Below are 19,882 nucleotides of genomic sequence, written 5' to 3' on the forward strand. Positions count from 1 at the left end.
CCGGTTGAAAGACCGCGGCACCAATGGTGGACATTGGCCGCATCGCTAAAGCGTTGACTTAAGCATCTCCGCTTGATACTTAAGTCCGTCCTTAAGTGAAAGGAACGGCCATGACTGACCAGATCAAGCGCGCCACCGCCCGCGAATGGACCGGCCTCGCCGTGCTGGCGCTCCCCACGCTGCTCATTTCCATCGACGTCTCAGTCATCCTCCTCGCCCTGCCGCGGATTAGCGAGACGCTGCAGGCCGACAGCGCCCAGCAATTGTGGATCCTCGACATCTACGGTTTCATGCTGGCCGGCTTCCTGATCACCATGGGGACAATCGGCGACCGGATCGGCCGTCGGAAGCTGCTGATGTTCGGCGGCGCGGCCTTCGCAGCTGCCTCGGTGCTCGCCGCGTTCTCGACCAGCGCGCCGATGCTGATCGGGGCTCGCGGCCTCCTCGGCATTGCCGGGGCGACGCTGTCGCCATCGATCCTCGCACTGATCACCAACATGTTTCACGACGAACGGCAGCGCGGCTTCGCCATCTCGATCTGGCTCACCTGCTTCATGGGCGGCATGCTGCTCGGGCCGCTGGTCGGCGGCGTCATGCTCGAGCATTTCTGGTGGGGCGCCCCGTTCCTGCTCGGCGTGCCGGTGATGCTGCTGCTGCTCGCCACCGCCCCGGCGCTGCTGCCCGAATATAAGGCGCCACATGCCGGCAAGCTCGACCTGTTCAGCGTGGTGCTGTCGCTGGGTGCCATCCTGCCGGTGGTGTATGGCCTCAAGGAGCTGGCAAAGGGCGACGTGTCGCTCGCGACATTCGCCGCCATCGCGGTCGGGCTCATCCTCGGCGTCATCTTCACCCGCCGCCAGGTGACGCTGGCGCATCCGCTGGTCGAGTTGAAGCTGTTCAAGAACGTCGCCTTCACCGCGGTGATCGGCGCCATGTTCCTCGTCACCGTCACCGGCGCGTTCATGGTGTTCATGGCGCAGTATTTTCAGCTGGTCGCCGGCCTCTCGCCGCTCTGGGCCGGGCTCTGCGGGCTGCCCAGTATCTTGCTGATGATCGCCGGCTTCATGCTGGCGCCGAAGCTGGCGCAGACCATCCGACCGGGTCGGCTGATCGCCGGCGGCATGTGCCTCTCGATCCTGGGCCTGCTGATCGTCGTGCTGTTCGTCGAGAGCTTCGGCGTCCCCGCGATGATCGTCGGCTTCGCTCTCTTCAACCTCGGCTGCGCGCCGATGGTGACGCTCGGCACCGGCATCATGATGGGCTTTGTCGAGCCGACCCGTGCCGGCGCCGCCGCGGCGCTGCAGGAGACCTCGTCGGAGTTCGGCTTCGCGTTGGGCATCGCCGCCCTCGGCAGCCTCGGCACGCTGGTCTATCGCGGCACGCTGGCCGCCTCGCTCCCCGCCGATCTCAGCGCCGAACAGGCCCGCCTCGCCTCGGAGACCCTCGCCGGTGCCTTCACCGTCGCCGCGAACCTCCCCGATGGCGCGTCGCTGATTGCCGCTGCCAACCAGGCGTTCGTGCTGTCGATGCGGCTCGTCGCCGGGGTCGAGGCCGGCATCTTCGTCCTCATCGCCATCGTCGCGCTGACCGCGCTGCGTGGCGTCAAACCACTCGGCGCCAATTCCGGCGCCCACGGCACTCCGCCCGAGGCGGACACGGAAGACCGTCTGGCTGCTGCCCAATGACGGTCGGATCGGCGGCGGGAGAAGCGCTGGGTACGTGAACCCCGCCGCCGATCAACTCAGTAGCGCTGCGGCGCTGCCGGCTTGTTGCCCATGATCTCTTCGATCTTGGCCAGCACGTCCGGCGTCATCTTCGACTTCGAGTCGAGCGCCTTGAGGTTGTCCTTCAGCTGGCTGAGCTTGGAGGCGCCGAGGATCACCGTCGACACGTTCGGGTTGGCGTTGCACCAGAGCAGTGCCAGGTGGTGGATCGGCATGCCGAGCTCATCGGCGAGCTTGGCCAACTGCTTCACCTTCGCCAGTTCGGCGCGGCCCTTGTCGCTGTCGAGCCGTGCCTTCAGCCACTCGTAGCCGGGCAGGTTCATGCGGCTGTCCGCCGGGATGCCCTCATTGTACTTGCCGGTCAGGATGCCCGAAGCCAGTGGCGACCAGATCGTCGTGCCCAAGCCGAACAGGCTGTAGAGCGGGAGGAACTCAGCCTCGACCTTCTCGCGGCGGAACAGGTTGTATTCCGGCTGCTCCATGGTCGGCGGTGTCAGGTGCTCCTGCCGGGCGATCGCATAGGCTTCGGTCAGCTGCTGCGCCGTCCATTCCGAGGTGCCCCAGTAGAGCACCTTGCCCTGGGTGATCAGGTTGTGCATCGCCCGCACCGTCTCTTCGATCGGCGTGTCGATGTCCGGGCGGTGGCAGAAATAGAGATCGAGATACTCGACCTGCAGGCGCTTCAGCGCCGCGTGCGCCGCGTCGGTCACGTGCTTGGCGCTGAGGCCCTTCTGCGTCGGCTTCGAGCCGCCCCAGAACACCTTGGACGACACCGCATAGCTGTCGCGGCTCCAGTTCAGCGCCTTCAGCGCCTCGCCCATGACGATCTCGGCGTTGCCCTGCTCATAGCCTTCGGCATTGTCGAAGAAGTTGATGCCGTTGTCGTAGGCGTAACCCATGATCGAGGCGGCGGCGTCTTCGCCGACCTGCTTGCCAAAGGTCACCCAGGCGCCAAATGAAAATTCACTGACCCGAAGGCCAGCCTTGCCGAGGCGGCGGTATTCCATGATGTCGATGTCCGTGGTTGGGGTCGTCGGAAGGAAGGCGGTCGTTTTATCGTCGCTTGCCGATGAATACAACGGCGGCATGACGGATTACCGAGAGTTCCGCCGCACCCTCGCCATCACCATGGTCTGACTTGTCGGGCGGGAGCGCAGCGGCCACAGTCCCTATTCCCCGATCGGAGACCGACATGCGATTCATCATCTATGGCGTCGGCGCCATCGGCGGCACCTTTGCTGCGGCGCTGGCCGGCGCGGGTCACGAGGTAATCGGCATCGCGCGCGGCGGGATGCTGCAGGCAATCCGCGCCAGTGGCGGCCTGATGTTCCGCACCACGGCAACGTTCCAGCTGGTGCACTTTCCAGTGGTTGGCGCGCCCACCGAGCTCGAATTTCGACCTGACGACGTGATCTTTCTCACTATGAAGGGTCAAGATACGGCCGCGGCGCTCGAAGCGTTGCGCGCGGCCGGCGCGACCACGCAGGCCGTGGTCTGCGCCCAGAACGGCGTCAACAATGAGCGGCTGGCGTTGCGGCTGTTTCCCAATGTCTACGGCATGACGGTGATGCTGCCGGCCGACTACGTGACGCCCGGGGAAGTCATCTGCTACGGCCAGCCGAAATACGGCCTCGTCGATCTCGGCCGCTATCCGCATGGGCTCGACGACAACGTGGCTGCGATCGCCACGGCCTTCGACAGCGCGGGGTTCGCCGCGTTCCCGCTCGAGCAGGTGATGCGCTCGAAGTACGGGAAGCTCCGCGACAACCTCGGCAACGTGGTCGAGGCGGCGCTCGGGCATGGCAGCCGCTCGGGGCCGTTGATGGACGCGATCCAGGCCGAGGCGGAGGCCGTCTACAGGGCGGCGGGAATCGACTGGGTGGCGGTCGGCAACGCCGACCCGCGCCGCAAGGGCCTAATGGAAATGGGCGCCGTCGACGGCGTGACCCGCACCGGCGGTTCGTCGATCCAAAGCCTGAAGCGCGCCACCGGCAGCATCGAGACCGACTATCTCAACGGCGAGATCGTGCTGCTCGGCCGCCTGCATGGCGTGCCCACTCCGCTCAATGCCGGGCTCGTCGCCGTCGGTCGAGAGCTGGTGGAGAAGAGTGCGAAACCCGGGAGCATGACCGAGGCCGAGTTGCGGGCGCGGCTGGGTGTCTAGCCCGCCCTTGCACCGATCCGTCATCGGCGCTATATGAACGCCAACAACATCTCTGGCTTAAAGCGAGAGTGGGGTGCCGAAGCGGCCCCCGCTCTTTTTGTTATCCAAAGGCCCAAAAGAGCGGCATGACCTTCGATCTGACCGAAAAGCGCTACATCAAAGAGACCGGTCTCGAGCAGCGGATCGCCCGCATCGTCGAGCCCGTCGCCAACGATCTCGGCTATAGCCTCGTGCGTGTGAAGATGACGCAGGAGAACGGCCTGACGCTGCAGATCATGGCCGAGGACGGCAACGGCCGCTTCAACATCACCGACTGCGAGCGGCTGAGCAAAGACGTCTCACCGGTGCTCGATGTCGAGGATCCGATCGACCGCGAGTACCATCTCGAGGTGTCGTCGCCCGGTATCGACCGGCCGCTGGTGCGGGCCCGTGATTTCGCCACTTATGTGGGTCATGAGGCCAAGATCGAGCTTTCCGACCTGCTCGATGGCCGCCGCCGCTTCCGCGGCATCATCAAGGCGGTCGATGGCGACAGCGTCATCGTCACGCTGCCTGATGTGCCCCAGGGCACCGACCCCGACTTCAAGCTGCCGCTGATGCTGTTGGCCGAAGCCAAGCTGGTGATGACCGATGCGCTGATGAATATCGCGCAGGTCGACCAGGAAGAATTTCCGATCGACGACGACGAAGAAATCGAGACCGTCGAGATCCCTACTGAATCCGAAGAAGACGCTTCCACTGAGGAGACCAACTAAATGGCCGTTAGCGCGAACCGCCTGGAGCTGCTCCAGATCGCTGATGCCGTAGCCCGCGAGAAGTCGATCGATCGCATGATCGTCATCGAGTCGATGCAGGACGCGATCGAGAAGGCGGCCAAGACCCGCTACGGCGCCGAGACCAACGTGCGCGCCGAGATCAACCCCAAGACCGGCGAGTTGCGCCTGTGGCGGCTGCTCGAGGTGGTCGAGGCGGTGGAAGAACCCGGGCGCCAGGTCGAGCTCAAGTACGCCAAGACGAAGAACGACGCCGCCAAGCTCGGCGACTTCCTGACCGAGCCGCTGCCGCCGATCGAGTTCGGCCGCATCGCCGCCCAGTCGGCGAAACAGGTCATCGTGCAGAAGGTGCGCGATGCCGAGCGTGACCGCATGTATGAAGAGTACATCAACCGCGTCGGCGAGATCGTCAACGGCACGGTCAAGCGCGTCGAATACGGCAACGTGATCGTCGACCTCGGCCGTGGCGAAGCCATCATCCGCCGCGACGAACTGATCCCGCGCGAGCTCTATCGCTACGGCGACCGCGTCCGCGCCTATATCTACGATGTGCGCCGCGAGCAGCGCGGCCCGCAGATTTTCCTCTCCCGCACCCATCCGCAGTTCATGGCCAAGCTGTTCATGCAGGAAGTGCCGGAGATCTACGACGGTATCATCACCATCCGCTCGATCGCCCGCGATCCAGGCAGCCGCGCCAAGATCGCCGTGACCTCGTCGGATTCCTCGATCGACCCGGTTGGCGCCTGCGTCGGTATGCGCGGTTCGCGCGTCCAGGCGGTGGTTGCTGAACTGCAGGGCGAAAAGATCGACATCATCCCGTGGACCGAATCGATTGCCGACCTCGTCGTCTCGGCGCTGCAGCCGGCTGATGTGGCCAAGGTCGTGCTCGACGAGCAGGCCGAGCGCATCGAAGTCGTGGTGCCGGACGAGCAACTCAGCCTCGCCATCGGCCGTCGCGGCCAGAACGTGCGCCTCGCTTCGCAGCTGATCGGCTGGGATATCGACATCCTCACCGAGCAGGAAGAGTCGGAGCGCCGCCAGAAGGAATTCACCGAGCGCTCTGCTTTGTTCATGCAGGCCCTTGATGTTGACGAGATGGTTGCCCAACTACTGGCTTCCGAAGGCTTCTCCTCGGTCGAGGAACTTGCCTATATCGATGCGTCCGAAATCGCCTCGATCCAGGGCTTCGACGAAGAGACCGCCGGCGAAATCCAGCAGCGCGCCACCGACTATCTGGCGGCGATCGAGAAGGCCAACGACGACGAGCGCATCAAGCTCGGCGTCCTTGACGAGCTGTACGAGATCCCGGGCCTGAATGCGGCGATGCTCGTCGCGCTGGGCAAGGAAGACATCAAGAGCGTCGAAGACTTTGCGGGCTGCGCTGCCGACGATCTCGTCGGCTGGACCGAACGCAAGGACGGCGAGACCAAGCGGTTCGAGGGCACCTTCAAGGACTTCCCCGTGTCGCGCGAAGAAGCCGAAGAGATGATCCTCCAAGCCCGCCTGAAGGCCGGCTGGATCACCGAGGCCGATCTTGCCGTGCCCGACGAAGAGCAGTTCGAGGAAGGGGCGCCCGCGTAATCGGGTGGTTTAGAGCCCGGTGCCGCGTCGCGAAGAAACCGAGAGGCAGTGCGCCCTCACCCGTGAGGTGAAGCCCATTGCCGAACTCATCCGCTTCGCCGTCTCTCCCGACGGCGAGGTGGTGCCCGATACCGACGGCAAGGCCGAAGGTCGCGGCGTATGGATTAGCCTGGGCCACAAGTTCGTGGCCGAGGCGCAGAAGAAGAAAGCCTTCGCCAAAAGCCTCAAGGCCGAGGTGAAGGTGCCCGACGATCTTGCCGGACTGACCCGGCGCCGGCTCGAGGAGCGCTTTCTCAGCGCCCTCAGTCTCGCCAAGAAAGCGGGGCAGTTGGTGACCGGCTCGATGAAGGTCAAGGCGGCGATCGAGGCGGGCGAAGTGCAAGGTCTCCTCACCGCGACGGACGCGGCCGAGGACGGCAGGAACAAGCTCCTGGGTTCGCTCAAGGGCTACACAATGGCGGCGGAAGAGGCAGGTTTTGGGCCCGCTTTAACCCCTCATTTCGAATTGCTCGATTCGGGCCAAATGGGTTTGGCACTCGGGATCGAAAATGTGATACATGCTGCGCTCATCAAGGGGGGCGCGGCCCAGGCGGCAGTGCAACGAGCTGAAAGATTGGCTCGTTACATCGCCAACTAGACGGGTTGTTTGAGCGGCGCAGCAGCGCTATGCCGCCCCCTGAGCCCTACAATCGGACTTGGTCAGAGAGCGCGAAGCCGCGCTTTCTCGGGCAAGTTTCGTGAAGGAAGACGCGAGTTACATGGCTGATAACGACGACAAGCGCGAAGATTCTGGTGCCGGCGGCAAGAAGACGCTGTCATTGAAGGGAGGCCCCTCGATGGGGGCACGCCCCAATGTGGCACGTTCGTCGCGGAACACTGTGGTCGTCGAGAAGCGCACCCGCTTTGTGCCGCCCGGCTCGCCGGTGCACACCCCGCACCCGCCCCGCCCGCCTCAGGGTGGTGGTGGCGCCGCCCCGTCCCAGGGTTCGGGCCGCCCGGCTTCGTCCGGTGCGCCGTCGGGCAATCGACCGTACCAGTCCAATCAGGGCCGTCCGCCGCTCCGTTCGGGTTCCGGCCCGCGCCCGAGTGCCGGCCTCAGCGCCACCGAAGCCGATGCCCGCGCTCGTGCGCTGCGTGAAGCTGCCGGCCGCCAGGCCGAGGATGAAGCCCGCGCCCGCGCCGAGGAAGCTCGCCGCAACGAGGAAGACGCCCGTCGTCGCGCCCTCCGCGAGGAAGCTCAGCGCGCCGAAGAGGCTAAGGCTCGTGCCGCCGAAGGCGAGCGTGCCCTCGAGGAAGTCGCCGAGATCTCGACCGTCTCTCGCGAGCCGCGCGTTTCGCCGGCCCGCCGTGCGGCGGCCACTCCCGGTGCCCGTCCGGTCACCCCGGTGGCCGAGCTGCCGCCGACCCCGCCGTCCGAGGCCGATGGCCGCAAGACCCGCACTGCCCCGGCAGCGCGTCCGCTGGTCAATGCCGCAGAGCTCGAGAACGCTCGTCGTGGTGGCGCCGCTCGCGTCCCTGCAACGCCCGAGCGTCCGACGCGCCGCGCCGGCGAGGAAGCCTTTGCCCGCGGTCGCCTGACCGTCACCAATGCCGGCTCGGAATCGGATCGCGACAAGGGCCCGTCCCTCGCCGCCATGCGCCGCCGCCGCGACAAGAAGATGGGCCGCAACCAGCAGCAGGCGCCCAAGCTCAGCCGTGAAGTGACGATTCCCGAGGCGATCACCGTCCAGGAACTGGCCAACCGCATGTCGGAACGCGCGGTCGACGTGATCAAGATCCTGATGGCCCAGGGCCAGATGGTGAAGATCACCGACGTCATCGACAGCGACACTGCCGAACTGATCGCCACCGAACTCGGCCACACCGTCAAGCGCGTCTCCGACGCCGACGTGGAAGAGGGTCTGTACGACATCCCGGCCGACGACAAGGCCGAGGACCTGACCAACCGCGCGCCGGTCGTGACCATCATGGGCCACGTCGACCACGGCAAGACTTCGCTGCTCGACGCCATCCGCGAGACCAACGTGGTCTCCGGTGAAGCGGGCGGCATCACCCAGCATATCGGTGCCTATCAGGTCGAAAAGAACGGCCAGAAGATCACCTTCCTCGATACCCCGGGCCACGAGGCGTTCACCGCCATGCGTGCCCGCGGCGCCCAGGCGACGGATATCGCGGTGCTGGTGGTGGCGGCCGACGACGGCGTCATGCCGCAGACGATCGAATCCATCAAGCACGCCAAGGCGGCCGGGGTTCCGATCATCGTGGCCATCAACAAGATGGACAAGCCGAGTGCCAATCCGCAGCGCGTTCGCACCGAACTGCTGCAGCACGAAGTGTTCGTCGAATCGATGGGCGGTGATGTGCTCGACGTGGAAGTCTCGGCGGTCACCAAGGCCGGCCTCGACAAGCTGCTCGAAACCATCCTGCTGCAGGCCGAAGTGCTGGAGCTCAAGGTGGCCCGCGATGGGCGTGCCGAGGGTCTGGTCATCGAGGCCAAGCTCGATCGCGGCCGCGGTGCGGTGGCGACGGTGCTGGTGCAGCGCGGCACTTTGGCGATCGGCGACATCCTCGTCGCCGGCACCGAGTTCGCCCGCGTCCGTGCGCTGATCAACGATCAGGGCGACCAGGTGAAGGAAGCCGGCCCGTCCATTCCGGTGGAAGTGCTGGGCTTTACCGGCGTGCCGTCGGCCGGCGACCGCTTCTCGGTGGTCGAGAGCGAAGCGCGGGCCCGTGAAGTCACCGAATACCGTCAGCGCCTGATCCGCGAGAAGACCGCGGGCGGTGGTGCCACCAGCCTCGAGCAGATGATGAATCAGCTCAAGGCCTCGGGCGTCGCCAAGTTCCCGCTGATCATAAAGGGTGACGTGCAGGGCTCGGTCGAAGCGATCAACGCTTCGCTCAACAAGCTCTCGACCGACGAAGTGTCGGCGCAGATCCTGATGAGCGGCGTCGGCGCCATCACCGAATCCGACGTGACGCTGGCTTCGGCCTCGAACGCCATCATCATCGGCTTCAACGTCCGCGCCAACAAGCAGGCCTCCGATCTCGCCACCCGCGAGGGCATCGAAATCCGCTACTACAACATCATCTACGACCTCGTGGATGACGTGAAGGCAGCGATGTCGGGCCTCCTAAAGCCGGAACGCCGCGAGACCTTCATCGGCTACGCCACGATCAAGGAAGTCTTCCAGATCACCAAGGTCGGCAAGGTCGCCGGCTGCCAGGTCACCGAAGGCATCGTCGAACGCGGCGCTGGTGTGCGCCTGCTCCGCGACAACGTCGTGATCCACGAAGGCAAGCTGAAGACTCTCAAGCGCTTCAAGGACGAAGTGAAGGAAGTCGCAGTCGGCCAGGAATGCGGCATGGCCTTCGAAAACTACGAAGACATCCGCGCCGGCGACGTCATCGAATGCTTCCGCGTGGAGAGCGTGGTCCGTTCGCTGTAAGGCCCCTTTACACACAGATTGAAGCTCGGGCACAGATGCAAGTCTGTGCCCGATTCATTTGGTGTGTCTGTGCAGAGCGCGTCGTTTCAATACTTGCCGGACTACCGGGAGACGGTGACAGCGCATCGCCTCGTGGCAAGCAGCGTGCTGAGGCCGCTCGATTACTTGGTCAGGTGGGCGTTTGTGCCTTACTGCGCCGCAGCGATCGTGATCGGAACGCTGATTTCTGACTACATCGGAGACCAATGGGCCGGAGCCCATCTGGTGGCTATGCCGATCCTGCTGTTCGCTGCCTATTACGCGTGGGCCAAGGTCCTTCGGAATTGGTGCCTCGGCTATTTCGTTCGACGGTTGCACCGGCTTGAGCCCATGAGCACGATAACTCTTGCGGCCGATGAGCGTGGCATCACATTCAGCGACGACTTGTCTTCGCAGTGGCTGGATTGGCGGGCAGTCAGGGCAGCCCAGCTCATCAACGAAGGCGTCTTCATTACTTTCGGGGCGCGCGGCCTGCTGGTTCCTAATCGCGCATTTCCCGACTCGGATGAACGCGACCGGTTTCTGGAATTCGTCAACGGAAGCGCCAAAGTCGGGCCAAGGCAGTCCGGCAGCGCGTCGGCGTCGTGATCCGCGAAGCCAGTTGAGGAAACGTGTGGCGGCGATCGCCGTGATCGCAATTGGCACAGCCGTCCTCCTGTCCGCCGCGTTTGGTCAGGTCGATCCAATCGACGCCCTGATTCGCCAAGCAGCCGGGGATTGTTCTCCCGGACCGTGCCGCGCGTCGCTCACGCCGCAGGTATTCTTGTCCGGTGAGTCGCGAGCGGACGTCGAGCAGCGCCTGTCGGAGGCCGGGTTCTCAGGAGCAGATGGCCGCTACGCCCGATCAGAATCCGTGCGTCCGCAGTGGTTCTCGACGCTTACCTGCGACGTCGTCTACGTCATTGAGGTAGAGTTCGATCCGGCCAACCGCGTACTTGCGGCGTTTGGTGACGCGAACAGCGGCTGTTTCTAGCCGTGTCGCCATAGGCAAGTCCCACGTCCTTATCACCGCGCCGCCCGAGGCGTTGATCGTGCCGCTTACGGCGTTTGCCGACGGGGATGACATGACGGCGTTCGGCGAGGACATCGACCGGCTGTCGCATCAGGCCGTCCCCTAACCGGTTCACGCACCTGCCCGAATTGCTGGTTTCGCCGCAACGCGCTCCACCCTAGAATTGTTCTCGTTCTTCAGGGTGATTTGATGCGCGGCGTTGGCGGCAGGGTTGGGGGCGGGGGACGTGGGGCGAATGGCCCGGACATTCCCGATGCGTTGCCGTTCGACAAGGGCGAGCGGCTGAAGACCTTCCGCCATCTCGGCCGGCTGTTCGCGCAGATGTGGCGCACCAGCCCGTGGCTGATGGGGCTCAGCATCGTGCTCCGGCTCATCGTCGCCATCCAGCCGCCGCTGGTGCTGCTGCTGACTAAGCTAATCATCGACGAGGTGGTGCACCAGACCAGCCTCGGCGTCCCCGGCCCCGAGCTCGCCGACTGGCTCTCGAGCGGCCGGCTCACGACCCTGCTCTGGCTGCTCGCGGGCGAGTTCGCGCTGGTGTTCGCCCGCGATGCCTTCAATCGCGCCATCAATGTCGTCGACAACATCCTCGGCGAGAGCCACTCCAATGCCGTCAGCCTCGAGCTGATGCAGCATGCGGCCAAGCTCGACCTGAAGCACTTCGAGCAGTCCGAGTATCAGGACCGGCTGGAGCGGGCGCGCCGGCAGGCATCAAGCCGCTCGACCGTGATCTCGCAGGTGTTCGGGCAGGCGCAGGCGATGATCACCGCCATCGCTCTCGCCGCCGGCCTCTTTCTCTATGCGCCGCTGCTCATCGGGCTCCTCGCCCTCGCGCTGATCCCGGCGGTGTGGGGCGAATTCCGCTTCAACCGGCTGGCCTACTGGATCTCACACAACCGCTCGCCCGAGCGGCGGCAGCTCGAATACCTGCGCCAGATCGGCGCCAGCGCCGACAGCGCCAAGGAAATCAAGCTGTTCGGCCTGGGCGGGTTCCTCTCCGGCCGCTTCGAGACGCTCAGCCAGCAGATCCTCATCGAGAACCGCAACCTCTCGATCAAGCGCGCCTGGCAGACCGGCGCTCTGGCCGCCATTTCGACCCTCACCTACTATGCTGCCTACGCCTACATCGTCTGGCGTACGCTGCATGGCGAGTTCTCCATCGGCACGTTGGTGTTCCTGTCGGGCAGTTTCAACCAGCTCAACGGCTATTTGCAGCAGATCCTCATCGGCTTCACCCAGATCGCCGGGCAGTCGCTCTATCTCGACGACCTGTTCAGCTTCTTCGAGATCGAGCCCACCATCCTCGATCCCAAGCACCCAAAACCCTTCCCGCTTCCCGTGAAACAGGGGATCGTGTTCGAGAATGTGGGCTTCCGCTATCCGGGCTCCGAACGCTGGGCGGTGCGCAACCTCAGCTTCACGGTGCCGGCCGGCGAAACGCTCGCCTTGGTCGGCGAGAACGGCGCCGGCAAGACCACCATCGTCAAGCTGATGACCCGGCTCTACGACCCGGACGAGGGCCGCATCACCCTCGACGGCATCGATTTGAAGGAGTTCGCCACCGCCGATCTCCGCACCCATATCGGGGTGATCTTCCAGGATTTCCTGCGCTACAGCTTCTCTGCCTCAGACAATATCGGCGTCGGCCGCATCGAGGTGGCCGACGATCGCAACCGTATCATCGCCGCGGCGGAGCAAAGCCTTGCCGATCCAGTGATCCGCCGCCTGCCCGAGGCCTACGACCAGATGCTCGGGCGCACCTTCCTCAAGGGCCAGGACCTTTCGGGCGGCGAATGGCAGAAGATCGCCATCGCCCGCGCCTATATGCGGAACGCCGAGATCATCATCCTCGACGAGCCCACCGCGGCACTCGACGCCCGCGCCGAAGCGGAGGTCTTCACCCGCTTCAAATCGCTCGCCGAAGGCACCACGGCGGTGCTGATCTCGCACCGCTTCTCCACCGTCCGCATGGCCGACCGCATCGTCGTCCTCGCCGACGGCAAAGTAGTCGAAGCCGGCACCCACGACGAACTGATCGCCGAAGCCGGCCGCTACGCCGAGCTGTTCGAACTGCAGGCGCAGGGCTATCGCTGAGTCATCGGCAACTCGGGCACCGGCATCGGCAGTTCGCCGCGTTCGGTGAAGATCGAGTCGATCAGGCCCCAATCCCTTGCTTCTTCCGGCGACATATAGCGGTCGCGGTCGAGGGTGCGCTCCACCTCCTCGATGGTGCGGCCGCAGTGCTTGGAATAGATGCGGTTGATCCGGGCCTTCACCTTCTGGCTCTCCTCGGCGTGGATCAGCACGTCGGTGACCTTGCCCTGCGCGCCACCCGAGGGCTGGTGCACGAGGATCGAGGCATTGGGAAGCGCCATGCGACGGCCCGGCGCGCCGCCGGCGAGGAGGAATGAGCCCATCGAGTAGGCAGTGCCCATGCAGAGGGTCGAGACCGGCGACTTGATGAACTGCATGGTGTCGTAGATGGCGAGCCCCGCCGTCACCACGCCGCCCGGCGAGTTGATGTAGAGCGAGATTTCCTTGCCGGGGCTCTCCGATTCGAGGAACAGCAACTGGGCGCAGATCAGCGCCGCCATCTGGTCCTCGACCTCACCGTTGACGAAGATGATCCGCTCGCGCAGCAGCCGCGAGAAGATATCGAACGAACGCTCTCCCCGGCTCGACTGTTCGATGACCATGGGGACGAGCTGCATCATGTCGCGCATCGGCAACCTCCTTCAGAACTGCTTTGAGTGAAAGCTCGGGGCTAGGCGGCCCTGAGCATCGCCACGTTGGCGTTGGCGGGGATCGGCACGCGCATGGGCTCCATCACCCGGTCGTGCACCAGCCGCAGCCACGTGCCGCCGTCGGGCGTCGCCGTGAGCGTGAAGGTGACGAGTTCCCCATCGGCATCGCCCTCGCGCCAGCTGAGGCGCAGGCGGTGCGGCGGTACGGCCTCGACCACCTCGGCGGTGAAGCGCTCGGCGTCGCCGTCCGGCAGTAGCCAGGCATCGCGGTAGGCGGGGATGGACAGCGCGCGCCACACCTTTTCCGGGGCGGCATCGAGCGCGCATTCCACCGTTACGCGCTCAGCTTCGGTTTGCGGCTCGCTCATTGGTCCATCTCCTTGAGGAAGTCCTTGAGGCGGCCCAGCCGCTCCGGCCAGAACGCCTGGTAGCGGCTCAGCCAGTCATGCAGCGGCGCCATGCCGTCGGGGTTCACCGCGTAATGCACGCTCCGCCCCTCGCGCCGTTCGCGGATCAGCCCGGCGCCGCGCAGCACGGCGATATGCTGCGACATGGCCGGCTGCGAGATGGCAAAGCCCTCGCCCAGCGCCGAGCCGGTCAGCTCGCCGCCCGCCAACCGCTCCAGCATGGCGCGGCGGTTCGGATCGGCCAGCGCCTTGAAGATATCTGCTTCCATGACCAACACATAAGCCAATACTTATGAGTCGTGCAAGCCTCCTCGACTCGATGACCCGCCTCGGCATAGGGTCGCGCCCGTTCCGACAGCGGAGTTTGTCACGTGCGTGCCCTGATCCTCGCCCTTTGCGGCCTTCTCGCTATCGGCAGTGCCGCCGCCCAGGACGCACCGACCCTCGGCCGCGACGGCGTCAATCTGACCTTCGAGGCGCTGAAGCATCGCTTCGTGCTGCCGACGCCGGATTGGCTGTCGCCGACCGAGCGGCTTTCGCCTGATGTGTTGAAGCTGGTCGAATCGAATACCTATGGCGATGCCGGGCAGGCCTTCGCCGAGTTCTTCCCGCTGGGCGAATCCATCGATAGCTGGACCAAGACCTACGCCGTGCGCCTGACGCTGCAGCCCGGGCGCAGCCTCGACGACTACCGCCGCGCCACGATGTACGGCTACTCGCAGATCTGCAAACCCGAGGCGATCGGCTTCTTTAATTTCGGCGAGGAGACCGGTGATTTCTTCCCGGCGCTCGGCATGGTGTGCGGCGCCTACAAGGACAACGGCAAGCTGCGCGGGTTGGGCGAGGTGATGGTCGCCGTGTTCAAAAAGACCGACACCGGGATTGCGATGGTCTACCAGGAGTGGAAGGGCCGGGCGTTTGATCCGTCGGATCCGAAGACCTGGCCGGTGGATGCGGCGGTGTTCCAGGCCCGGGCGAAGGAATTGCAGGACGCGGTGACGCTGGAGAAGGTGGCGGCCCAATAGCCGCGCCCGTGGTGGCCGACCCCCACCCCTGTCCCCTCCCCCTAAGAATGGGGAGGGAGACCAAAATACTGGCATCGCAGCAAGCGTCTCCCTCCCCTGTTAGGGGGAGGGGACAGGGGTGGGGGTCCGCAGCCACCGGCTCCGCGACTAGCCTCGCGCCGCCAGCGCCGCCCCCGTCAAACTCCCCTTCGCCCCGCGCAACCCCGTCGGCGTCCCCTCGAACACCACGCTCCCACCCTCGTGACCCGCGCCCGGCCCGAGGTCGATGACCCAGTCTGCCCGGCTGATCACATCGAGATTGTGCTCGATGACGATCACGGTCGATCCCGCATCGACCAGCCGGTCGAACAGCCCGATCAGCGTATCGACGTCGTTCATGTGGAGCCCGGTGGTCGGCTCGTCGAGCACATAGATATTGCCGGATTTACCCAGTTCCGCCGCCAGCTTCAGACGCTGGCGTTCGCCGCCCGACAGCGTCGACAGCGGCTGGCCCAGGGTTAGGTAGCCGAGGCCGACATCGTCCAACCCCTTGAGGATCTTGGCGATGGCCGGCTCGGTGAAGAACTCGGTCGCCTCGGAGACGCTCATTTCGTAAACGTCGCTGATCGCCTTGCCGCGCAGCTTGTGCTGCAGCACTTCGTCGGTGAAGCGCTTGCCCTCGCAGGTTTCACAGACGCTCGCCACCGGGTCCATGTGGGCGAGGTCGGTGTAGGTGACGCCCAGGCCCTTGCAGTCTGGGCAGGCGCCCTTCGAGTTGGCCGAGAACAGCGCCGCATCGACGCCATTGGCCTTGGCGAAGGTCTTCCTCACCGTGTCGAGGATGCCGGTATAGGTGGCGGTGTTGGAGCGCGACGAGCCGCGGTTGAGGTGCTGGTCGATGATCACCGTGTCCGGATATGCCGCCGGGAGCGAGCCCTGGATCAGCGAGCTCTTGCCGGCGCCGGCGACGCCGGTCACCACCGTCAGCACGCCCTCGGGGATCGCCACCGACACATCGCGCAGGTTGTTGGTCTTGGCGTTCGCGATCTTCAGCTGGCCCTTGGCCTTGCGACCCTCGGTCTTGATCGGCTGGTACTTCTTCATGTGATTGCCGGTCAGCGTGCCCGACTTCAGTAGCCCGTCGAAATCGCCCTCGTAGACGATCTCGCCGCCCTTGCTCCCCGCGAACGGCCCCATATCAACCACATGGTCGGCAATAGCGATCATGTCGGGTTTGTGCTCGACGATCAGCACGGTGTTGCCCTTGTCGCGCAGCCGCTGCATCAGCCCAGCGAGCGGGCCGACATCGTGCGGGTGGAGCCCGACGCTCGGCTCGTCGAACACATAGGTGATGTCGGTCAGCGATGAGCCGAGGTGCCGCACCATCTTCACCCGCTGGCTTTCGCCGCCCGAGAGCGTGGAGCTCTCGCGATCGAGGCTGAGATAGCCGAGCCCGATGATGACGAGGTTCTCGAGCCGCGCCGCCAGTGCCTCGAGCATCGGCCCGATGCCCGGCGCATCGATCGAGCGGACGAACGGGGCGAGGTCGGACACCTGCATCGCCGAGCATTCGGCGATATTCTTGCCGTTCACCTTGCTGCCGAGCGCCGCCGCATTCAGCCGGGCGCCGCCGCAGGCGGGGCAGGTCTTGCGGGTGAAGATCCTGTCGTACTCGGCGCGCACATGCGGCTGCAGGTTCTCAGGGTCCTTCGCGCCCAATCCCTTCTTCAGCTTGGCGACGATCCCGTCATAGGTGAGCCCGATCTTGCCGACTTTGACCTTGCGGCCATCGTCGAGGTGGAAGAGGTTCTCGCGCTCTTCGGCAGTGAAGTCCTTGACCGGCTTGTCCATGTCGAAGAAGCCGGAGGCCTTGTAGAGCTCCCAATACCAGCCATCGACGGCGAAATCCTTGGGCAGCAGCGCCCCCTGGTTGAGCGATCTGCTCTCATCGACAACCGCGTCCATGTCCATGGCGGCGACCTGGCCGATGCCCTCGCAATCGGGACACATGCCGCGCGGGTCGTTGTAGGAGTAGAGGCCAGGCGCCCCGAGCTTCGGGGTGGCGGCGCGTGAAAAGATCACCCGCAGCATCTGCGCCGCGTCGGTCACGGTCGCCACGGTGGAGCGCGAATTGCCGCCCAGCCGCTGCTGGTCGACGATGATGGCGGCGGAAATATTCTCGAGCTGGTCGGCGTCGGGCTGGCCGTAATGCGGCATGAACTGCTGGACGAAGGCGGGGTAGGTCTCGTTGATCAACCGTTGGCTTTCGGCCGCGATGGTGCCGAACACCAGCGAGCTCTTGCCCGATCCAGACACGCCGGTGAACACGGTGATCTTCCGCTTCGGGATATCCAGCGACACGTTCTTGAGATTGTTCTCCCGCGCGCCGCGGATCTTGATCGAACCGTACATGCCTACCCTCTTTCGTAATTTACCAGTTAGTTAAATAAGCTTTCGGGGAAAGGCAACCCCTCCCCCACCAACGGTGTCACCCCGGCGAAGGCCGGGGCCCATCCTGAGATGCCGCGGTAGCAGCGCATGAGCCGACACACCTCAGGATGGATCCCGGCTTCGCCGGGATGACATCGAGTTTGGGGAGATGCTCACGGCAGCCGATCCAGCACCGCGAACTCCTGATGCATCCGGCGCCGTTCGGCGTCGGAAAGAGGCAGCGCCTGGAACCTGCGATGAAGGTCTGTCGCGACCTGGTGCTGCCCCATGGCCACTGCCAGTTCGATACGCGATGCGAGCGCTCGTGCGTCGCCTCCGCTGGTGACTGCTCCGGAGAGGACTGGGATGGTTATCTCTTCGCTCATCGCTTGACCTCGCTTTCTGAAAAGGTGAAGCCGGACACCCGTGGGTGCCCGGCGTGGCGCGTTAGATGCTCGCCTTGCGGATCGCCCGGGCGCCGATGGTCAGGCCAACCACGGCAACGCCGGCCGCGACCAGCACGCCCCACAGCACCGTGGTGGTGAACAGTTCGCCGGCGAACAGCGCCCGTTCGGCTTCGACCAGGTAGGTCAGCGGGTTGAAGCGGCTGGCCGCATAGAGCCAGCCGGGCCCGTTCTCGATCGGCAGCAGCACGCCGCCGAGCAGCATCAGCGGCAGCGCCACGGATTGGCTCACCATGTAGAACAGCGAGGTGTTGTGGCGCGCGGCGATGGCGAGCGAGTAGGACAGCGCCGCGACGCCTGCGCCGAACAGGGCAAGCAGCGCCAGCCCGAACAGCATCTGGATCGGATGAAGCTGCAGCCCGAACGGCCAGGCGAGGAGGATGAGCGCCAGCGCCTGCAGGGCCAGCGGGAACATCTCCTTGAGCGAGCGGCCGAAGATCAGCGCCGGCCGGCTCATCGGGGTGGCAAGGAACCGTTCGAGCACACCGCTCATCAGCTCTTCGGTGAGGCTCCAGCCGACCATCGCCGTGCCGAACAGTGTCAGCATGACGATCATCCCCGGCACGAACCACTGCAGCGCGTCGGCGGTGGAGCCGCCGACGTCGAGCAGTGGCACGAAGAAGGCGAGATAGAGCACCGGTTGCACCAGGCCGAACGCCATCCACGAGGGATCGGCGAGGGTGGGCTTCATCTCGCGGGTGAACGAGGTCGCGACATCGCGGAAGAAGGTCATCGTTGAATCTCCTGAAGCTCGATCATGGGGGCGGGCCACCAACCTGCCTTCTCCCCTTGTGGGAGAAGGTGCCCGAAGGGCGGATGAGGGGTCTCTCTCCGCAAGCTCAATCGCCCGTCGCTTTGCTCCGGTCGCGCAGCCTCCGGCTGCGGACCCCTCATCCGGCGCTGCGCGCCACCTTCTCCCACAAGGGGAAAAGGCAGGGTGGCTCGCCGCCTCACAGGTGCAAATGGCCCCTTCATGCTGCGCTCTCCCTGAGCGAGCGGCCGGTCAAACCCAGGAACACGTCGTCCAGCGTCGGTCGCCGCACATTCGCCGCCAGCACCCGCGCTCCCCTCAAATCGAGCGATCGGATGAACTCTGGCAGCACCGCTTCGCCGCCCTTCACCGTCACCCCAACCCGGGCACCATCGCGGGTCACTTCGCGCGCTTCGGGCAGGTTGGCGGCGACCTCAGCGGCGACCACCGAGTCCGTTGCGTCGATAGTGATGCGGTCGCCGGCGAGATCGGCCTTGAGCCGTTCCGGCGTGTCGTTGGCGATGACCTGGCCGTTGTCCATGATCATCACCCGCTCGGCCATGGAGTCGGCCTCATCGAGATAGTGGGTAGTGAGAAAGATCGTCATTCCCGTCGCCTTGCGGATCCTGACGATGTGCTCCCAGAGGTTGGCGCGGCTATGCGGGTCGAGCCCGGTGGAGGGCTCGTCGAGGAACAGCACCTTCGGGCTGTGCATCAGCCCGAGCGCCACATCGACGCGCCGCTTCTGCCCGCCCGAAAGGCTCATGCCGGTGCGGGCCTCGAGGCCGGTCAGCTCGAGCATGCCGATCAGTTCGTCGGCTCGCTTCGCCGCGGCGGCCTTGCTCATCTGCTGGGCAGCGCCCTGCGTCAGCAGTTCATCGCGCAGCTTGTTGTAGTTGCCAGTGCCCTTGCCCTGGCCGACATAGCCGATCTGCTTTCGCACCTCAGCCGGGGCGTGGAGGACATCGTGCCCGGCCACGTTGGCGGTGCCTTCGCTTGGCGGCAGCAGCGTCGTCAGCATCCGCACGCTGGTCGATTTGCCGGCGCCATTGGGCCCGAGAAAGGCGACCAGTTCGCCCTCCGCGACATCGAGATCGAGGCCGCGCACGGCCTCCACCACTCCGGTCTTGGTCTTGAAACTCCGCGTCAATCCACGCGCATGAATCACGGTTGGAACTCCCCTTCGACTGTTTCTCAAGGCAAACTGTTCCACCCCTCCTGACATGACGTGTCAGCAGGGTGGATTTCGACGTAAGGCTCGACTTTTCCGCACGGGGGCCATAACATTGTGCGGCGTACAAGGTTTAGCATAATCCCGTACGGTGTAAAGAGTTAATCGGAGG

Annotated in this window: 19 protein-coding genes; 11 read left to right on the forward strand and 8 right to left on the reverse strand. The window is 65.0% G+C overall.

The window, feature by feature from the left end; genetic code table 11:
- The first annotated feature begins 110 nt into the window (after nucleotides 1-110).
- On the forward strand, nucleotides 111-1,685 hold the full coding sequence (locus AC1DYL_RS15600) for an MFS transporter (protein ID WP_477173861.1): 1,575 nt from the start codon (nucleotides 111-113) through the stop codon (nucleotides 1,683-1,685).
- Nucleotides 1,686-1,741: 56 nt separating this feature from the next.
- Here the strand turns inward: AC1DYL_RS15600 and AC1DYL_RS15605 are convergent, their stop codons facing one another.
- Nucleotides 1,742-2,731, reverse strand: coding sequence for a potassium channel beta subunit family protein (locus AC1DYL_RS15605; protein ID WP_477173862.1), 990 nt, complete (start codon nucleotides 2,729-2,731; stop codon nucleotides 1,742-1,744).
- On the opposite strand from AC1DYL_RS15605, the gene AC1DYL_RS15610 reads away from it, so the two are divergent.
- The 9 genes from AC1DYL_RS15610 (at nucleotide 2,730) to AC1DYL_RS15650 (ending at nucleotide 12,833) form a co-directional block, all read left to right on the forward strand.
- Complete coding sequence (locus AC1DYL_RS15610) at nucleotides 2,730-2,861, forward strand: hypothetical protein (RefSeq protein WP_477173863.1); 132 nt, start codon at nucleotides 2,730-2,732, stop codon at nucleotides 2,859-2,861. The two genes, AC1DYL_RS15605 and AC1DYL_RS15610, sit on opposite strands and share 2 nt — an antisense overlap.
- Before the next feature lie 55 nt (nucleotides 2,862-2,916).
- Nucleotides 2,917-3,888 (forward strand): ketopantoate reductase family protein, encoded by a 972-nt coding sequence (locus AC1DYL_RS15615; protein WP_477173864.1) that lies wholly within the window; start codon nucleotides 2,917-2,919, stop codon nucleotides 3,886-3,888.
- 125 nt (nucleotides 3,889-4,013) lie between these two features.
- The gene (gene rimP, locus AC1DYL_RS15620; protein ID WP_477173865.1) at nucleotides 4,014-4,643 is read left to right on the forward strand and encodes a ribosome maturation factor RimP; all 630 of its coding nucleotides are present in this window, start codon (nucleotides 4,014-4,016) and stop codon (nucleotides 4,641-4,643) included.
- Nucleotides 4,644-6,242: a transcription termination factor NusA gene (nusA, locus tag AC1DYL_RS15625; protein WP_477151631.1), complete on the forward strand. Its 1,599-nt coding sequence runs from the start codon at nucleotides 4,644-4,646 to the stop codon at nucleotides 6,240-6,242.
- Between the two features lie 19 nt (nucleotides 6,243-6,261).
- Nucleotides 6,262-6,879 carry an RNA-binding protein gene (locus AC1DYL_RS15630; protein ID WP_477151632.1) on the forward strand — a complete coding sequence of 206 codons (618 nt, stop codon included), beginning with the start codon at nucleotides 6,262-6,264 and terminating at the stop codon, nucleotides 6,877-6,879.
- Between the two features lie 121 nt (nucleotides 6,880-7,000).
- Nucleotides 7,001-9,688, forward strand: a complete 2,688-nt coding sequence (gene infB / locus AC1DYL_RS15635) for a translation initiation factor IF-2 (RefSeq protein WP_477173866.1) — start codon at nucleotides 7,001-7,003, stop codon at nucleotides 9,686-9,688.
- A 45-nt stretch (nucleotides 9,689-9,733) separates the two neighbouring features.
- On the forward strand, nucleotides 9,734-10,315 hold the full coding sequence (locus AC1DYL_RS15640) for a YcxB family protein (protein ID WP_477173867.1): 582 nt from the start codon (nucleotides 9,734-9,736) through the stop codon (nucleotides 10,313-10,315).
- 25 nt (nucleotides 10,316-10,340) lie between these two features.
- Nucleotides 10,341-10,700, forward strand: coding sequence for a hypothetical protein (locus AC1DYL_RS15645; RefSeq protein ID WP_477173868.1), 360 nt, complete (start codon nucleotides 10,341-10,343; stop codon nucleotides 10,698-10,700).
- Between the two features lie 228 nt (nucleotides 10,701-10,928).
- Nucleotides 10,929-12,833 (forward strand): ABC transporter ATP-binding protein, encoded by a 1,905-nt coding sequence (locus AC1DYL_RS15650; RefSeq protein ID WP_477173869.1) that lies wholly within the window; start codon nucleotides 10,929-10,931, stop codon nucleotides 12,831-12,833.
- On the opposite strand, the gene AC1DYL_RS15655 is transcribed toward AC1DYL_RS15650, so the two are convergent.
- The 3 genes from AC1DYL_RS15655 to AC1DYL_RS15665 are packed head-to-tail and all read right to left on the reverse strand — an operon-like array spanning nucleotide 12,824 to nucleotide 14,159.
- Nucleotides 12,824-13,462 (reverse strand): ATP-dependent Clp protease proteolytic subunit, encoded by a 639-nt coding sequence (locus AC1DYL_RS15655; RefSeq protein ID WP_477173870.1) that lies wholly within the window; start codon nucleotides 13,460-13,462, stop codon nucleotides 12,824-12,826. The two genes, AC1DYL_RS15650 and AC1DYL_RS15655, sit on opposite strands and share 10 nt — an antisense overlap.
- A gap of 41 nt (nucleotides 13,463-13,503) precedes the next feature.
- Nucleotides 13,504-13,851: an SRPBCC family protein gene (locus AC1DYL_RS15660; RefSeq protein WP_477173871.1), complete on the reverse strand. Its 348-nt coding sequence runs from the start codon at nucleotides 13,849-13,851 to the stop codon at nucleotides 13,504-13,506.
- Nucleotides 13,848-14,159 carry an ArsR/SmtB family transcription factor gene (locus AC1DYL_RS15665; protein WP_477173872.1) on the reverse strand — a complete coding sequence of 104 codons (312 nt, stop codon included), beginning with the start codon at nucleotides 14,157-14,159 and terminating at the stop codon, nucleotides 13,848-13,850. The genes AC1DYL_RS15660 and AC1DYL_RS15665 overlap by 4 nt, the downstream gene beginning before the upstream one ends.
- A gap of 102 nt (nucleotides 14,160-14,261) precedes the next feature.
- Between AC1DYL_RS15665 and AC1DYL_RS15670 the strand changes: the two genes are divergently transcribed.
- Nucleotides 14,262-14,915, forward strand: a complete 654-nt coding sequence (locus AC1DYL_RS15670) for a hypothetical protein (protein ID WP_477173873.1) — start codon at nucleotides 14,262-14,264, stop codon at nucleotides 14,913-14,915.
- A gap of 147 nt (nucleotides 14,916-15,062) precedes the next feature.
- Here the strand turns inward: AC1DYL_RS15670 and AC1DYL_RS15675 are convergent, their stop codons facing one another.
- The 4 genes from AC1DYL_RS15675 to AC1DYL_RS15690 form a co-directional block, all read right to left on the reverse strand.
- The gene (locus tag AC1DYL_RS15675) at nucleotides 15,063-17,306 is read right to left on the reverse strand and encodes an ATP-binding cassette domain-containing protein (RefSeq protein WP_477173874.1); all 2,244 of its coding nucleotides are present in this window, start codon (nucleotides 17,304-17,306) and stop codon (nucleotides 15,063-15,065) included.
- 191 nt (nucleotides 17,307-17,497) lie between these two features.
- The gene (locus AC1DYL_RS15680) at nucleotides 17,498-17,710 is read right to left on the reverse strand and encodes a hypothetical protein (RefSeq protein ID WP_477173875.1); all 213 of its coding nucleotides are present in this window, start codon (nucleotides 17,708-17,710) and stop codon (nucleotides 17,498-17,500) included.
- 61 nt (nucleotides 17,711-17,771) lie between these two features.
- Complete coding sequence (locus tag AC1DYL_RS15685; RefSeq protein ID WP_477173876.1) at nucleotides 17,772-18,521, reverse strand: ABC transporter permease; 750 nt, start codon at nucleotides 18,519-18,521, stop codon at nucleotides 17,772-17,774.
- Between the two features lie 238 nt (nucleotides 18,522-18,759).
- Nucleotides 18,760-19,707 (reverse strand): ATP-binding cassette domain-containing protein, encoded by a 948-nt coding sequence (locus tag AC1DYL_RS15690; RefSeq protein WP_477173877.1) that lies wholly within the window; start codon nucleotides 19,705-19,707, stop codon nucleotides 18,760-18,762.
- Between the last annotated feature and the right edge of the window lie 175 nt (nucleotides 19,708-19,882).

The sequence above is a fragment of the Devosia sp. P1_H9 genome (genome assembly GCF_056405135.1).

Coding starts and splice junctions, on each gene's coding strand:
- AC1DYL_RS15600 (WP_477173861.1), top strand. CDS start 111: ATGACTGACCAGATCAAGCGCGCCACCGCCCGCGAATGGACCGGCCTC.
- AC1DYL_RS15610 (WP_477173863.1), top strand. CDS start 2,730: ATGATGTCGATGTCCGTGGTTGGGGTCGTCGGAAGGAAGGCGGTCGTT.
- AC1DYL_RS15605 (WP_477173862.1), bottom strand. CDS start 2,731: ATGGAATACCGCCGCCTCGGCAAGGCTGGCCTTCGGGTCAGTGAATTT.
- AC1DYL_RS15615 (WP_477173864.1), top strand. CDS start 2,917: ATGCGATTCATCATCTATGGCGTCGGCGCCATCGGCGGCACCTTTGCT.
- rimP (WP_477173865.1), top strand. CDS start 4,014: ATGACCTTCGATCTGACCGAAAAGCGCTACATCAAAGAGACCGGTCTC.
- nusA (WP_477151631.1), top strand. CDS start 4,644: ATGGCCGTTAGCGCGAACCGCCTGGAGCTGCTCCAGATCGCTGATGCC.
- infB (WP_477173866.1), top strand. CDS start 7,001: ATGGCTGATAACGACGACAAGCGCGAAGATTCTGGTGCCGGCGGCAAG.
- AC1DYL_RS15650 (WP_477173869.1), top strand. CDS start 10,929: ATGCGCGGCGTTGGCGGCAGGGTTGGGGGCGGGGGACGTGGGGCGAAT.
- AC1DYL_RS15655 (WP_477173870.1), bottom strand. CDS start 13,462: ATGCGCGACATGATGCAGCTCGTCCCCATGGTCATCGAACAGTCGAGC.
- AC1DYL_RS15660 (WP_477173871.1), bottom strand. CDS start 13,851: ATGAGCGAGCCGCAAACCGAAGCTGAGCGCGTAACGGTGGAATGCGCG.
- AC1DYL_RS15665 (WP_477173872.1), bottom strand. CDS start 14,159: ATGGAAGCAGATATCTTCAAGGCGCTGGCCGATCCGAACCGCCGCGCC.
- AC1DYL_RS15675 (WP_477173874.1), bottom strand. CDS start 17,306: ATGTACGGTTCGATCAAGATCCGCGGCGCGCGGGAGAACAATCTCAAG.
- AC1DYL_RS15680 (WP_477173875.1), bottom strand. CDS start 17,710: ATGAGCGAAGAGATAACCATCCCAGTCCTCTCCGGAGCAGTCACCAGC.
- AC1DYL_RS15685 (WP_477173876.1), bottom strand. CDS start 18,521: ATGACCTTCTTCCGCGATGTCGCGACCTCGTTCACCCGCGAGATGAAG.